Here is a 16,421-nt window from a genome sequence, read left to right on the forward strand (position 1 = left end):
TTCAGATTCGGAAATAAATGAAAAGTACCTAGATATCATGAAAAAAAAATATTCCTACCTAATTGGAAAATTAGACATGGATTATGGTGGTTATAGTATTGAACCAGCGGAGCATCAATATGGAAATTTGTATTCTTCCTATTTTATATTAAATACTATGGATTTATTAGGTGAAAAACTAGATGCTTCTGAAGAAGCTAGCCTAGAAAATTTTATTTTAGAACAAATACATTTAATAGATAATAAAAAAAACCCAAATGTTGTTTATGATTTATATTACGCCGCAGAAATACTCAGAATATCTAACTATGAAGATTCCGAAATTATGAAAATTATTTATGACAAACTCATGAAGTTTCAGTTAAAGGATGGATCTTTTGTTTCTAGTTATGAGGAATTAGAGAGGAAGGTACCAAATGAGAATAATATCAGGTCTACTGTTATGGCAATATCAATTATAAAAGCAAATGATAAGCGAATTTCGAAAGACACAACTGATTGGCTATTAACTCAATGGAACGCGATTGATAAAACAGAAATAAACACTGCTAAACTAACTCAGATTTTAAAAGGCTTGTCACTTATAGGCAATAAAGATATTACCAGCATTATAGGTATTGATTTGGATTTATTCAAATCCTTTTATTTGAGTGTTTTAGATGGAGATAGTGAGGACGGTACATTACTTTATGATCTTCAAGACGTCATTATCTTAGATGAAATTTTCAACTTCAATTCTAAACCCAATCCAAATTTAGTAGAAAGAATTTATAAAGAACAAAACATGGATGGCGGGTGGAATATCTTTTTAGATGACTATAGCGAAGAGCAAGGAACAGAGGCTGCGTTAAGTTTTTTGAGTCATTACAATATTGAGATACCTAACGAAGACCTATTAAGCAAAACTGTTAATGAACAAAAATCCTTTAACGGAGGCTTTTCTCCAATAGTGCAAAAAGAGTTCTCTCTAAAAAACTCTTCATATATTTATATGTTAAGCCAGAAGTTAGGCTTGAAGTACCATAATAAAGAAAAAACAAAAAGTATTATTCAGGATATAATGAATTCAGATTATAACTTATTCAATTCTGAAGATCTTCTTCAATTGAATGCTTTAGCGACTGAATTTGAAATTAACAATAGTAAACTAATTGATTATGCTGAAATAAAGTTAAGGGATGAAAACAAACTTCAATCCGTAGAAAATATATATGACCTTTTAAACTTCTACAAGATAACAAATGGGAAAAATTCATTAGCTGAATATAATATAGATCCTGAAGTTCTAGATAAAGATAATTATTTCACTGAGTTACTTCTATTGAATTTAAATTCGATTGATGGAATTGTCTCAAAAGAACATATTAATAATTACTGGGAAAAATATAAGGATTCGTTTGTTAAAGACTCGGATAAAAATTCAAGTTTAGTATTTATGCTATTAAGTTCTTTACCTATCGATAAAGATGACAATAATGATGTATATAAGACTTTAATTCATCTTTTAAATAAACGAATGCATAAATATTCTGCAACTATGGAACCATTATCAATTCAAGATTTTTACTATACACTAGAAAGTATAGAAAACTTGAATAGAATGGAGTAAACATATGAAGAAGCTCTTATTTCCAATTCTCGTGGTACTAGGCTTTGGGGTTATTATAATCTTGACATTGACTAAAGATAACGATGCGCCTACGTTACTAGAGGTATCAGACAATGAGGTTAATAATTACCTTGCTGGACTAGAATCAAATGACAAGTTGGTAACAGTTCTTATTACAGAAGATAAATTAATGTGTTATGCACTTCTTAAAAATGATAATACCGGTGAGTTATTAAAAATAACTAAGACAAAAGATGGGTACCAATCTAATAAATCATCATCATGGGAGTTAACCGACGAACCAATTTCTATTTTAGAAATCAAGAGTACTAGTCACCATCCTTCTATATTACTAGCGGGAATTGTAACTCAACCTTCTATTGAATCAGTAAGTCTTTTAGAAGAAAATAATACAGAGGTAAAGTTTCCTCTAAAAGGTAACAATGGTTTCATACAACCAGTTGATGAATCTGTTATTAAGGTAGAAGCATTCGATAAGCAGAAAAAAAAGTTATGGGATTCTGGACATCTTAACAAATAATGATGATTTAGGCAGTAACTGATTTATTTTTAATTTTCAGTTACTTCTTTGTATTTAGATATAATAACCAATAGTGTTATCTAGTAAAAGAACATCATTTTTATCTATTAGTCGTAATGATTTTTTGACTTTTCCCTTGATGCTATTCTTTTAATCCTTTGCTGCATGATTAACTCTGCCTGTTCTAAGAAAGCGGTATTTGAAGGTGTTATTGCCCAGAAGAGGAACTCAGAGAGTGGATACATGATTCTGGTCATGAAAAATATTCCATGTAGAGGACTAGCTTAATGAATCTACGTTTAATTAAAAAGATGTGGAGTAAGAATGAGATAAAAATGTTAACTGTATTTCCTTCAATAAAAAAGGCAGAACCATTCACTATAAGAATTGGTTCTGCTTTTTTAAATCGGGGACTAATAAACCCGTTATGCTTTCTCAATAGATGTGGATTTATTTCGAGCCAAGGGGACAGGTCCCATGGCTCAGTTTAAAAAAGTTCCATGGTACCGTCCTTTTGACTGTCATTAATCAAACGTTTGATTAATTCTTATCGCTTTCATAAGGTAGTCAGAAGTATCCTTGTATGGCTATCCTGCCATCAATCTGCTTAAAGATAGGATTGTTTTTAATACTACACAAAATCTATTATTGTCCTTCTTTAATCAAGCCAGTTCAAATATAATTGTAAATAAAAGGAATACCTTAACTGCAATCTTATGAGGAGGACTGACAACCATTAGAACACTGTTTTTATTTTGCTGTCTTTTATTGTTATCTGCCTGTACTCTAGGTGCAGTTCAAGAAGAAGGTTATATCATAAGCAAAAGTGATTCCGAAATTTGGGTGGTACCGGCGACTGAAAAAGAGATGGAGGAGAAAGGATTCGAGGAGCTTGCAGAGGCTTATGGGGGAGAAGGAACTTTTTTTAATATATCCAATCTAGATAGCAAACGTCAGGAAAAGCTTAAAGAAGGGCAGAATGTAATAGTCTACTATAATGGAGATAAAGCTGCCTCAGCCCCGGCCCAGGCAGGAGCCATCAAGGTGAAAATTGTGGACTGTGTCTGTTCTAAGAAGCCTGTATTTGAGGGGATTATTGCCTTAAAATGGACTGAACAGTCACACCAGATCCTGGTGATCAATAAGATTTCAGATGAGATGCTTAAGAATGGAACACGAGAAGAGAAGATGGATATTGCTTCCCGAGAAGGGAATGGCATGATTTTTTACGTAGAAGAAACAGAATTTAAGGAATTAGAAGTGGGACAAAAGGTATCAGTGACTCATCAGGGAATGGCTCAGGAATTGCTTCCTCCTAAGACAGGGGCAGAGAGGGTGGAGGTATTGGGGGAATGAAGGAAGGTCCGCGATTTCAACTAATGAAAACTTCTCAGATATAAACTCTCTTCAAAGACTGATGTCGGAAAAGCTGCTGGTTTGGAGGAATAACTTTGCCAAATGAAATCATCGAAAAGGTTAAAAAAGGACTTAAGGGTATAGAAATCGGATACTTTGATACCGGTCAAATTTTCGAGGAAGAAGAATACTATAGGTATTTTGGTGCTCCTGATAAAGAAACCCGTCGATACAGCTTAGCGGTTTTTACAGTGTATTTGGGGAATTGGTATAGCCTTTGCCGTTTTCCTTTTTTAGATAAGCCACAATTATTAGAGGAATACATCAAGGCTTTTACAGAAAACCATCAGCACATACAAAAAGAGTTCCCGGTCATGTACGAATATATCATTTCTTTTTTGATTGGAATTGAAGAGGAAAATAGTCAAAAGTATGCAGATTCCACCTTGGAAATAGATAAGGAATTGTATGGGTCTTTGAAAAGGGAAGTTTTGATCCCAAATAGAGACACTTTAAATAGACATACGCCAATGAAGTACTTTTTTAGAGAAATAGGGGTTGATCCTTTTTTTGAGACTGATTTGTTTGAGGAGTAGTTGGAACTGGCTCACCTTCAGCGAGAGAAGAGGCCGTTAGAATTGAGCGGGGAACTCCCGTTATGGTACTATCGACTTTATTATGTTCACAAGCCAATCTTCACTATGCTATTCTGCAGATGAAAGATTGCCATGCAGAAAGGTGGAATCATATGGTTTTGTCTGTCAAAAACTTTAGAGGTGATACGTACTTCTTGCACAGCCGGCTAACGAAGAAAGGAAACCCTTCTTATCATTTTTCAAAAAAGGCTGGAGGCGCAGCAGATATTGAGAATGTCCCTGAAGGATATGAAATCTATGAAGAGCCAAACGGGAAATTGTATCTGAGAAAACAGGCAACCTCGCCTATTACAGCAGACGAGCTCCGGCTGATTGAAGAGGGGATGGAGAAATACTCAATCATTGAAGATTTTAAGCTGGATGTGAAAAAGAATACCGTTTATATCTATCAGGCAGTCGACTCCTTCGATGACACCCCAGTACCCAAGCCGATGCTTGAGAAATATAAACAATATGAAACATCGCTCTGCTTTACTCTTATTGACAGGGATGAGCGTATGTTCGAGGTGGAACGATTCTGTTATATAGGCGGTATAGATGACTGGATTTACCTTGATGGACCGGATCAGCTGGAATGTTTAGTCCGTGAGTACACGCCGCATTTGGGGAAAGAGTCTTTTTATGAGTTGATGTAAAAATTTTAAGTGCCTATCAATTTGTTGTTTTGTTTACAAGTTCTTCTAATACCGAGGTCTCCCAGAAACCTGTGGATTTGATTTTGCATCCTTTTTAAGAAGCAGTTCTTTGTCCAAAGGACTTATTCTCTTTTAGTAATTACATAACTGAGCAGGTAGAAACACTATCAACCAAAGTTTATAGTTCTTCTAATATTTTTGGCCAACTGGCGTTCTAGCAGTAAAACAATAATTATGATGATTTTGGGGCGATAAAATGAAATTTATAGACTGCACTTATGAGCAAGTAAAGGAATTAAAGGAATCAAAAAATTTAACATTAAGCTGGAGAATTCCCGTTCAACCAAAGTTCGTTGAGATGAATGATGAAATTGTAGCTTTAATTGATTTTTCTTTTGGCGGTGTCTACGGTTCAGAAAGCATAGAAATAGATCATTTTGAGGTTTTCGAAAAAGGGGAAGCCACTGGCAGCAAGATTATTTCGGCTTTCAAGGAGATGTATAAAAACAGGATCATTTCTTTGTATCCTGATAATGAGAGGTGTAAGAAGTTTTGGCTGGAGCACGGGTTTGTAATAGAGCCCGAGGGGGCTGGTGTAGAAAGACTGGTATATAGATTCTAGTGGCGGTGACAGGTACCTCCCGATAATTCTTGTTTCACATAATAGTTTCACAAAGAGTGAAGTTAAATAGCTTTACTCTTGTTTTTATGGACAATCTCCGTTCAATGAAACCTCCATACCCAATCTATAAAGTGAGAGTTAGCTTCTTATAGCTATAAAATAATTCTAAAGACTCATAGTTTAACCTATTAAGTAAGATATGGTTTGGATCCTCTATTAAAAAGCTGCATATAAGCCTCTCTCCCAATAACACTTTCAGACTTTCATCACAGTAAAAAACTCTCGATTTAAAGAGATACCAGGAATAAATTCACAGACAAACTTCGACAATTCTGCGCATGTGTTTGACTGAATTAAAAACACATGATAGTTAATATATAGGACAAAAAAGGAAATTTTTGAAAAATGGGTATATGTCAATATGACTGATCCTTTAGCTTTGCTAAGGATACTCTTAAAACTGAAAGAAAAGGAGTTTTATCATTGCGCAAATTCTACTATGTATCTTTATTGGCATTCATGATGATTTTTACTGGCTGCTCCAAGGAAGATCCGTCAGCAGCAGATTCCTCAGATGTAAAATCGGTAAAAATTGAAGAAGAGCCGGTCCGGTACCCGGAGGCGGCCACTGAAGCTGAAGAGATTGTCAAGCAGCAGATGGGAGAAAAAATAGAAAAGGCGATGAATGAAGGATTGGAAGAAGCCAATATGACTGAGGAAGAAGTGATGGCGGATTTCGAAGCTGAAGGTATGACCGCGGAAGAAGTGTACAATGGCCTGGTGCACTGGTTTGCCGTTGATTATTCTGAAGTGAATGATGCACTGGCCAATTATGAGCCTGCCTTCGGGGAGTATGGAGCAGAAGAGGAAGGTCAGAAAACGAAGAATATCAGCATCCAGATCGACTCAAGCGGAAGCATGAATGGACAGGTAAACGGCGGTGTGAAAATGAACCTGGCCAAAGAAGCGGTCGATAACTTTGCTGCCGGTTTTCCGGAGGATACCATCATGACTCTGCGTACCTACGGCCACAAAGGGACAGGGGAAGACAAGGATAAAGCCATGTCCTGTGCAAGCACCGAGGTTATGTATGACGCCAATACCTATGATCAAGCTGCGTTCAAGGCGGCATTAGGAAAATTCAAGCCGAGCGGCTGGACGCCTTTGGCGGCTTCGATCAAGGCGGGATATGAGGACCTAAAGAAAAAGGCAGGAGAGGATACAGAAAATATCCTCTATATAGTAAGTGATGGAATAGAAACCTGTGATGGCGACCCGGTAAAGGAAGCGAAAGTTTTGGCAGATTCCGACCTGAATGTGAAGGTGCATATCATCGGCTTTAATGTAGATGATGCAGGTCAGGCTCAGCTGAAAAAAACAGCTGAAGCGGGCAACGGAAAATATTATACAGTCAACTCCAAGCTCGAGCTGACCAATACACTCAATGAACTGATGGGAGAGGCAATCTCCTCCATCCGGAAAAATAACCAAAAGGCCATGAACGGAATTGATATCAACTTCAAAAGTGTCGAACTCCGTAAAGACGTACAAAAGCTTAGAAGTAATTTTATGAATATGGCTGGGGTGGAGAATGAGGTGCTGAGGGGGGCAGCTCAGGAGCTTGAGAGTCAGGAGAAAGTTAAGTCTGAGGATGTAGAGGCGATAACGGAAATGGCGGATGAGCGTTTAAGTGTTCTTGCTGAATACATTGGGAAGCTTGAGGAGGATGCGCAGGAGAAGATCACTGTGAAGAAGGATGAATTGTTTGAGGCGATGGAGTAGCGGTGACAGGCACCTCCCGAATAATCTTGTTTCACACATCTGTTTCACAAATGTATATCAAGTCATTTATATAGCCATGCACAAAGAAAGGCCCAGAAAGATTCTGGGTCTTTTGTGTATGAAAATTTAGAATAATAGATATTTATATCCCGTTCACCTTCCATCTTTGTTATATTAGAAAAAAGTAATCGGTTTCATGGAAGGGGAAAAATAGAATGAAAGGCTTCGTTCAAGGCTTGTATACTCTTTGTGAATGGATTATGCGGCTGGCCATTTTAAATATATTATGGGTCATTTTTACCTTATTGGGTGGAGTGGTGTTAGGTCTTTTTCCATCAACCATTTCATTGTTCGAGATTGCGAGGAAATACCAAAAGGGAGAATGGGATACACCCATATTCAGTCATTTCTTTTCCGCTTATAAGAAGAACTTTTTAAAGGGTAACAGGCTGGGGCTAATCCTGATAACAGCCGGGACAGTCCTTTTTATTGACTGGCATCTTTTCTCGGGTATGAATGGTTTGCCTTTTCAGGTGCTTGCGGCCCTAGTGGTGGTTTTGGCGATTTTATATGTAATAGTGCTGCTGCACATTTTTCCTATCTACGTTTTGCATGAATTTACTAGTATGCAATGCATTAAATATGCCTGTGCTTTGGGCGTGTACCGGCCGCTTAGCACAATTGGCATTGTCATGGGAGGCATCCTCCTTTATTTGATCTTCTCGACTTTTCAGCCTGTACTCTTCTGTTTTGGTGCAAGCTTAACAAGTATGGTTATTATGTGGATATCAGGAAATACGATCATCAATATGAAAAAGAAGTCCACTCATAGTTTTTCAGCAGATAAAGCGGTATAGCCATGAAATATTTCCGCTTTCCAAAGTTCCGCCATTTAAAGAATCAATTATTGTTCCAGAATGCGCTTAGTATCAGTTTAATCATAGGGCTGACAGCAGTATTCACATATAATATTGCCATTAAAATACAGGTCAATGAAGCGATTAGATATAATACTATAATGGTTACTCAAATCAGTAAAAGTATCGATGACATGGTGGAATCTTTTAATGATGTCATGGATGGGGTTACGTTTAACAATGAAATCCAGCGTTTGCTGCAAATCCAATATGATACTGGGAAAGAGATGCATCTCCTGAATAAATATTTAGCATCCCAAGTGGTGGATGAAACGGTTATGTTCAATGAGGTTGATCTTATCAATCTATATGATACTGAAAATCTCAGGGTGAACTTAAGAAGAAGTGTTAATAATAAAGACTTCAAATTCTTTAATGAACTTCGCCCCGATATGTATGATAGCAGCGGGAGAGTAACCTGGAAAGTGGAAAACTCGGTCATTACGGCCAATCGGCTGATATACGGCATTCATTCATACAAGATGAATGAAATTGGCTATTTAACCATGTCGATGAAAACCTCTTACCTGGAAGACCGGATCCAGAAGTATGATCCCACTGAAGAAAGGCATATTATCATCCTGGATCAGGAAAATCATGTTGTTTTAACGAATGCTGAAGACAGTGGAAATGATGCATTTACTTCCTGGGCATCAGATCTGGATTATAAGTCAATTGATTCCGAGTCTTTTGTGGATATTCCGGGGGACGGAAGGATGATTGTAAATAACTATCAGTCTGAATTAACAGGCTGGAAAATCATCTCTTTAGTGAGTCTGAATGAGATTTCAGAAGGACCTGCATTGATTGGAAGGACCATTTTTTTAATCGGACTGGTGGCTATCATTATTGGAATTGTTGTGATTTGGATCAGTACACATTATATTGTAAAACCGCTGAATCAATTGCGCCTTGTTATGGATGAGGTGGAAAAAGATAATTTCCATGTCCAGGTTCAAATTGACCGCAAAGATGAACTTGGAAGAGTTGGCGATAGCTTTAATAAAATGATGAATAAAATCAACAATCTGATTTCAGATATTTATCAGAAGGATATCAATGAGAAGGAAGCCCAATTGAGGGCACTAAGAGCCCAGATCAATCCCCATTTTCTCTACAATACATTGGATGCCATTAATTGGATGGCGCAATTTGATAAAACAGATGAAGTGAGTAAAATGACCATTGCGTTAAGCAGACTGTTAAAAACAAGCATATCCAACAATAAGGAATATATCAGGCTGGAAGAAGAAGCAAAATATATCGATGATTACATGACGATCCAGAAGATCCGGTTCCAGGATAAAATACATTATTCGATGCAAATTGACGAAGCAGCAAACAAATGCCTCGTCCCCAAACTGATCCTGCAGCCGATCGTTGAAAATGCAATGATTCACGGATTAGAAAAGAAACTGGAGAATGGTTATTTGCTCATTAAGGGATATGTGAAAAATGATCTGTTGCATATTCAGATAATCGATAATGGTGTTGGGATGGACGAAAGGACAATGTCATCATTGCTTAAAGGAGTTTATGTGAACCGGGATGAGAATAAAGGGACAGGAAATGGAATCTTAAATGTTCAGAATCGCATAAAGCTGCTATTTGGCAGAGAATACGGATTGAAAATCGACAGCAATGAAAATGTCGGGTCCGTATTTGAATTGACGCTGCCTGTTCATAGGGAGGGCTATAAGAATGTATAAAGTTCTTATTATTGACGATGAGCCCATGATCACGAAAGGGTTATCCGAGAAGATTGATTGGGCCAGTCTGGACTGTATGATTGAAGGGGTAGCTGCGAATGGCCTGGAGGGGAAAAAAATGATTGATGAGCTGAGGCCTGATATCATTGTTTCGGATATTGTCATGCCAGGCTGCACTGGGCTCGAGCTGGCCAGCTATGTTCATCAGCATCATAAAAATACCATTATGATCCTGCTGTCTGGACATGATGAATTCACTTTTGCTAAGGAAGCTCTCAAATACAGTGTTTTTGATTATCTGCTCAAGCCTACAATAAAGGAAGAAGTTATGAATGTGATCAGAAATGTTGTGAAGAATATCGAGGAAAAAAGAGAACAGGATAAAAATTATCAATATTTAGAGTCTGCTCTCCAGGAGAATATCCCGCTGATCGAGCAATCATTATTATATGATATTACAGTGAAAGGGACTGTTCATTCGAAAGATCTGAGAGATAAAATAGAAAGCTTTCGTCTTACTTTCGGAAAAGGAGCCGTTCTAACCATTGAAGTGGATGATCATGAAGAGAATCAAATACTCAGCCAAAGCATCATAAAGTCCGTGGAGGGTCTGTTAAATAAGAACAATATTACAGCGCGGTATGTGGCCAATGACAATCAGATCATAGTTCTGCCCACCTTCCCAATAGGCGTCCCCAGCAAGGTATTGGGAACCAGGATGATTGATGCAGCAGATAGGATACTGGATCATCTCATGCTGGCAGAAAAACTGAGTGTGTCTATTGGAGTTGGCGGAATCTATTCATCTGTAAACAGTTTACACTCCTCTTACTTGCAATCAGCTGAGGCTTTAGAGAGGAGTTACTTTGCAGGAAAAGGGATAGTTCATATTTTTGATGATCAAAAGCAGAGACATTCTGAGGATAAAAACACAAACAGTCTGGAAAGCTTTATTCAATCTTTTGAAGAGCGGAGCCTTGAAAGGATTTTAGAAGAATATGAACTTCTTTTCAAAGAATTGAAGTACACATATGATAAGCAGTTCATCTTAAATCAATGCCTGGAGCTTCTCATTAAATTGGGACTGCTCGTATCCAAATGGGATAAACACTTTAAAATATCTGTCGGATACGGGCAGCTGGAGAAATGCACATCAATAGATGAGTTACAGGATTTCATGAAGAAAGTGATCATCCAAATTAAAGATCATCTATACGAAGAGATGAGTGAAAACAATATCGGGATTGTGGAGCAGGCAAAAAAAATAATCGAGCAGCAATATGACAATCCTGATCTGAGTGCACAATATATGGCTGACAAACTTGATGTGAATGTAAGTTATCTAAGCAGAACATTTAAAAAAGAGACAGGTGAAAACCTGATTAATTTTGTTACAGAAAAAAGAATGCAGATGGCTCAAAAGCTTTTGGATACTACTGATTTAAAAACAAACGAAGTGGCTAAAAGGGTTGGCTTTATAGATGCACGATATTTCGGCCAGGTGTTTAAAAAATTTATGAGTACAACTCCATCTCAATATAAGAAAAGTAAATAGTCAAAATTTTAAACATAATATTCAAAATTTTCAACATCCCACCCTTCTTCTTATTCGATAGAATAAAAACAAGAAGGATTTTTTTTTATAAAAAATGCAAGCGTTTACAAAAGGGAGGGAGGAAAACTGTTGAATCAGATTAAATATCCATTGAAGCCTGGCCAGCCGGTAAACCGGTGGCTCATCGCAGGTACGTTTGAAGAGGAGAAATCCTTTAGACGCCTTGCGATGAATGTAACTGGCGATTTAAATCGCTGGTTAACTGAAGGCTTCTCTGTATTTGAAAATCCAAGCAGAAAAGAATTTATAGACGCCCATAATGAAATCAGCATAGATAAAATACATATCCCGGAAGCATTCCCAGGAAAACCACTGTTATACGGGGAAACAGCGAAAGAATGGAGGCTTTATTTTCCCTGGAAAAATAAAAAGGTGGAACAATCCGGATTCTGGCAGCAGCCCACCCATCTGAAATCATGGGCCCTTACTCATATTCGATCAGATATAGAGCAGAAGGTTCCTTTTAAAATGTTCACCTGCGGCAGTGCAGCCGTTTGGATCAATGGGGAAAAAGTATTGCAGTTTTCGCCATACACAAGAAACCTTGAGAAGAATATTCAGTTTGAGGCAGCCCTGAAAGAAGGCGACAATGAGTTTTTGATTTTCTATGAAGATCTGGCAGAACGGGACACACTTTATTATTTCCGATTAGATTATCTTGGAACTGAACCATTGGATATGATGCTTCCGATCGGGAAATTAGCAGCTGATGATATTCATTCCTTAGAGAATGCGCTAAAGGGTGCCTATTTCCAAAGCGATGTTGTTAAAAATGGAGATGTGATCATTCATTTTGAAAATCCTTTAAAGGAAGAAGTCCTACTGCAGTGCAGCTTTAAAACGGAATGGTGGGGAGAACAGCATGATTTGGCAAAAGCTGCGCCTCCTGGATCCAGTGAAATTTCTTTTGGGAAAGTTGAAGAATTGGGAATGGGCAATGCTTTATTAAAGGTAGCCATTCAACATGGATCAATAGCGATACAAAAAGATATGTTCCTTCAATTATATCCGGAGAAATTGGTGCCTGCAGACATAACGGAGAGTTTACTGGAAAGAAAAGAGCAAGCTCTATCCTTTATTGCCAGATATGGAAGCAGTGATATCCACCGCGCATATGCCCTTGTCAGGACAGGAGCAGATAAAGACCTTGCAGAGTCCATAGTAAGGGACACGCTTAAAGTAATCAATGCAAGATATGACTGCAGTGATTTCTACTTGAATCAGCTTTTCAGATTTTGGATCGATTTTCGTGAAACAGAACTATTTGAGGAAGGTTTCTGGGAAGAATGCAAGAGTGCCATTTTGAATTACCGCTATTGGTTTGATGAGCCTGGAGACGATGTGATGTGGTTCTTCAGTGAAAACCACGCTTTGCTGTTCCACACCTGTGAGTATCTGGCAGGACAGCTTTTCCCAGATGATCTATTCCCAAATGCAAATATAACAGGGACCGCTCATGCTGAAAGAGCGAAGGAAAGGCTTCAGAAGTGGTTTGACAAATTCCATGAAGAAGGTTTGGCAGAATGGAATTCAAGTGCTTATATACCGATTAATGCGATGGGCTTCTTCCAGATCTATGACCTGGCAGATGATAAGCTGCTGAAAATGGAAGCCAAGAAGGCCCTGGACACAACCTTTCGATTAATGGCTCTTAATAGCCATAATGGCTACCTTTCATGTTCTCATGGCCGTATATACGAGAAAGAGCTGAAAGGAAATTATAATAACGCCACTACTTCTTTACTCTGGATAGGCTACGGAGAAGGAAACCTGAACAATGCCACTTTTGCAGCTGTATCTTTCTCTATCTCAAATTATGAACCGCCTGAATATAAATCACTCATTCATTTAAAGCCTAATGAAAACATTATTTTCAAGCATCACCAGGGGTCAGAAGGATTTGTTGATCTTTATACGTTTAAGAATAGATTCGGTTTATTATCAAGCGCGGTCGAATACAGGCTCTGGAAAAATGGCTACTCGGAACATGTGATCCATTCTATACTCAGTCCGGAAGCGACCGTGTGGATTAACCATCCTGGCGAAGAAGCAGAGCTTGGCACAGGCAGGCCGAGCTTTTGGGCTGGAAATGGCATATTGCCAAAAGTAGACCAATATAGGGATATTGCAATGGTACATTATAAAATCAGCCCAGAAAATGAAATCGCCTATACGCATGCCTATTTTCCCATTGCTGCTTTTGACCAGGTCAAAATAATTGAAAAATGGTGCTTCGGAAGAATAGATGATTCTTATATTGCTCTATACGCCAAAAATGGAATCCGTCTTCAAGAGGAAGGCCAGAATAAAAATCGTGAGCTGATATCCGAAGGAAGAGACAACAGCTGGATCATCCGCAACAGCCATGTAAATCAGTTTCCTGCCTTCAGTGACTTTATAGAAAGTATGGCAGGGTCAGAGATTCATGCTGATGAAGAAGAAGTCATTTTCAAGGATCCCGTTCACGGGGTTATCCATAGTTCATGGAATTCACCATTCAAGGTGAATGATGATATCCAGTCAAACGGAAATCAGCAGGCGGAAGGAGTTCTTGAACAATGGACATAAATACAGATCTGATTGACTCAAAAGTAAAGCTTGTTACGAATGCGATGAAATCATTGGAAAATGATGAGAGTTTTATAGAAGAATTCCCAATCGGGCTGATAGATATCCATTTATGGGAGTGGCCGCAGGGTGTAGGGATTTATGGACTATATAAATATTATAAGCTGACCAATGACAAAGAAACCCTCGACTTTCTATTAAACTGGTTCGATCAAAGAATTGAAGAAGGCCTGCCGGAGAAAAATGTAAACACCATGTCGCCATTGCTGACGCTGATGCATTTAGCGGAAGAAACAAAAAATCCTGAATACATCAAGATATGTGATGAGTGGAGTACATGGGTCATGGAAGACATGATCCGTACTGGTGACAGTGCCTTGCAGCACATGATAACCGGTGATCCCAATGACGGCCAGATTCTGATTGATACATTGTTCATGACCGTGCTGTTTTTAACTAAAGCAGGTACGTATTTTAACAGACCCGACTATATCGAGGAATCGAAAAAACAGTTCCTCATTCATATCAAATATTTATATGACAAAGAAACCGGCCTTTTCTTCCATGGCTGGGATTTTAACCAGAACCATAATTACGGTGCTGTCAGGTGGGGAAGAGGCAATGGCTGGTATACATGCGGCTTGCTGGAATACTTAGAAATTGCAGAGCTGGAAAAAGGCATCAAAGATTATCTGCTGGATACATGGCACAGCCAGGTAAAGGCATTAGCAGAACTGCAGGCGGACAGCGGTCTATGGCACACAGTCCTGGATGATCCAGAGTCTTATGAGGAAACCTCCGCAACAGCTGCTTTTGCATTCGGCATACTGAAAGGCATACGAAAAGGCTATCTGGCTGAGAAATACTTGCAGACAGGGTTAAAAGCCTTAGAAGCAGTCATCCGTGAAGTAGATCATCAAGGTGTAGTGCAGAAAGTTTCGTACGGAACACCAGTCGGGATGGATCGTGATTTCTATCAGAACATCCCGATCAGCCCAATGACATATGGCCAGGCGCTGACCATCTTATTGTTAATAGAATCAATGGAGTTTTCAATGAAAAGGGGAGAATATGATGAAAAAAGTATTTAAAATGATCTCTATGTCATTACTGGCTGCCGTTCTTTTGATCAGTGTAACAGCCTGCTCTGACAGCTCAAGCTCAAATGGCTCCGGCGGGTCAAAAGACAAAAAAGTAACTCTTGATTATCTTTGGTTTACTGATGGTGTCGAAGGCGATGTTATGCGAGACATTATTAAAGACTATCAATCAGAAAATGAGAATGTAGAAATCAATTTAATTGAGGTTGCGTATGCTGATTTTAATACTAAATTAAAAACAATGATTGCAGGAGGAAAGCCGCCTGCATTGGCACGTGTGACTGATACGGGCATCTTTGCAGAACAGGCTCTGGATCTTACTGAATATGTGGGCGGTGCTGAAGAGTTTACTTCACAGTTCCTGCCTTCTATCAAGCCTTACTATGTAAAAGATGACAAAATCATCGCAACGCCAATGGATGTGACGGCAAACGGTCTGATTTACAATAAAACATTGTTCGAAAAAGCAGGTGTAGAAGTTCCTCAGTCACCAGATGATGTCTGGACTTGGGATGAATTCGCAGATGCCATTCAAGAAGTAAAAGAAAAAGGCGGAGCGAAATACGGATTATTAGTAGACTTTACTCCTCATAGATATTCAACTATGGTCTATGAATTTGGCGGAAGTATCTTTACAGAAGATCTATCTGCTCCTGCCATTAACAATGAAAATGGTGTTGCTGCTTTAGATAATTTTATTAAGCTCCATAAAGATGAGGTCATTCCTGAATCAGTTTGGCTGGGTGGAGAAAATCCTAATAACCTTTTCCGTTCAGGCACTGCTGCCGCTCACTTAGCCGGAAACTGGATGCTGAGCAACTACAAGGATATTGAAAATTTTGACTGGGGTGTAACTTACCTTCCAAAAGCAGAAATCCGTTCTTCAGTTCCAGGCGGGAAGTATATCATGGGCTTCAAAAATACTGGACTTGAAGATGAAACAGCAGAGTTTATTAAATACCTATCATCACAGGAAGTGAACGCGAAGTTTAACCAGGAATCACTATTCTTAAGTGCAAGAAAAGACAATAACGAATTGGATTATGAATTTGGCAAAGAAATGTTTAAGGTCTTCTCAAATGAATTGGAAAATACACCAGAAGCTGCTGCAAATGATTGGGGCAATCAGGTAGTCATTTCAAAAGTGACAACTGATATGAGAGATGCGGTTGTAGAAGCACTCAGCGGCGGAATTTCATCTCAAGATGCAATGGACAAAGTTGCAGAGCTATTAGAAGAGGCTATTGCTGATCAAGAATAACAGTTTTGTTATTAGTGGTGATCACCTCATAATGGGTGGTCACCACTTTT

The 16,421-nt window shown here is 38.4% G+C and carries 13 protein-coding genes; all 13 read left to right on the forward strand.

Annotation, left to right across the window (positions count from 1 at the left end; all coding sequences use genetic code 11):
* Positions 1-76 precede the first annotated feature (76 nt).
* The 13 genes from FZD51_RS24760 (at position 77) to FZD51_RS24820 (ending at position 16,371) form a co-directional block, all read left to right on the forward strand.
* Positions 77-1,609, forward strand: a complete 1,533-nt coding sequence (locus FZD51_RS24760; protein ID WP_148977111.1) for a prenyltransferase/squalene oxidase repeat-containing protein — start codon at positions 77-79, stop codon at positions 1,607-1,609.
* Positions 1,610-1,613: 4 nt separating this feature from the next.
* On the forward strand, positions 1,614-2,150 hold the full coding sequence (locus tag FZD51_RS24765; RefSeq protein WP_148977112.1) for a hypothetical protein: 537 nt from the start codon (positions 1,614-1,616) through the stop codon (positions 2,148-2,150).
* Positions 2,151-2,918: 768 nt separating this feature from the next.
* Positions 2,919-3,506, forward strand: coding sequence for a YobA family protein (locus tag FZD51_RS24770; protein ID WP_262381104.1), 588 nt, complete (start codon positions 2,919-2,921; stop codon positions 3,504-3,506).
* Positions 3,507-3,601: 95 nt separating this feature from the next.
* On the forward strand, positions 3,602-4,102 hold the full coding sequence (locus tag FZD51_RS24775; RefSeq protein WP_148977114.1) for a hypothetical protein: 501 nt from the start codon (positions 3,602-3,604) through the stop codon (positions 4,100-4,102).
* A 152-nt stretch (positions 4,103-4,254) separates the two neighbouring features.
* Positions 4,255-4,797, forward strand: coding sequence for a hypothetical protein (locus FZD51_RS24780; protein WP_148977115.1), 543 nt, complete (start codon positions 4,255-4,257; stop codon positions 4,795-4,797).
* A gap of 256 nt (positions 4,798-5,053) precedes the next feature.
* Complete coding sequence (locus FZD51_RS24785; RefSeq protein WP_148977116.1) at positions 5,054-5,419, forward strand: hypothetical protein; 366 nt, start codon at positions 5,054-5,056, stop codon at positions 5,417-5,419.
* A gap of 483 nt (positions 5,420-5,902) precedes the next feature.
* Positions 5,903-7,201, forward strand: coding sequence for a vWA domain-containing protein (locus FZD51_RS24790; protein WP_148977117.1), 1,299 nt, complete (start codon positions 5,903-5,905; stop codon positions 7,199-7,201).
* A gap of 215 nt (positions 7,202-7,416) precedes the next feature.
* On the forward strand, positions 7,417-8,058 hold the full coding sequence (locus tag FZD51_RS24795; protein ID WP_148977118.1) for a YesL family protein: 642 nt from the start codon (positions 7,417-7,419) through the stop codon (positions 8,056-8,058).
* A 2-nt stretch (positions 8,059-8,060) separates the two neighbouring features.
* Positions 8,061-9,827, forward strand: coding sequence for a cache domain-containing sensor histidine kinase (locus FZD51_RS24800; RefSeq protein WP_148977119.1), 1,767 nt, complete (start codon positions 8,061-8,063; stop codon positions 9,825-9,827).
* On the forward strand, positions 9,820-11,382 hold the full coding sequence (locus FZD51_RS24805; RefSeq protein WP_148977120.1) for a response regulator: 1,563 nt from the start codon (positions 9,820-9,822) through the stop codon (positions 11,380-11,382). The genes FZD51_RS24800 and FZD51_RS24805 overlap by 8 nt, the downstream gene beginning before the upstream one ends.
* A 129-nt stretch (positions 11,383-11,511) precedes the next feature.
* Complete coding sequence (locus FZD51_RS24810) at positions 11,512-14,010, forward strand: hypothetical protein (protein ID WP_148977121.1); 2,499 nt, start codon at positions 11,512-11,514, stop codon at positions 14,008-14,010.
* Entirely contained in the window at positions 14,001-15,101 is a 1,101-nt protein-coding gene (bglB, locus tag FZD51_RS24815; RefSeq protein WP_148977122.1) for a beta-galactosidase BglB, read from the forward strand. Before FZD51_RS24810 ends, bglB begins: the two co-directional genes overlap by 10 nt.
* Positions 15,085-16,371, forward strand: coding sequence for an ABC transporter substrate-binding protein (locus tag FZD51_RS24820; RefSeq protein ID WP_148977135.1), 1,287 nt, complete (start codon positions 15,085-15,087; stop codon positions 16,369-16,371). Before bglB ends, FZD51_RS24820 begins: the two co-directional genes overlap by 17 nt.
* Positions 16,372-16,421: the final 50 nt, after the last annotated feature.

It is taken from the genome of Bacillus infantis (genome assembly GCF_008180445.1).
Classification (GTDB): Bacteria; Bacillota; Bacilli; order Bacillales; family Cytobacillaceae; genus Bacillus_AB; species Bacillus_AB infantis_B.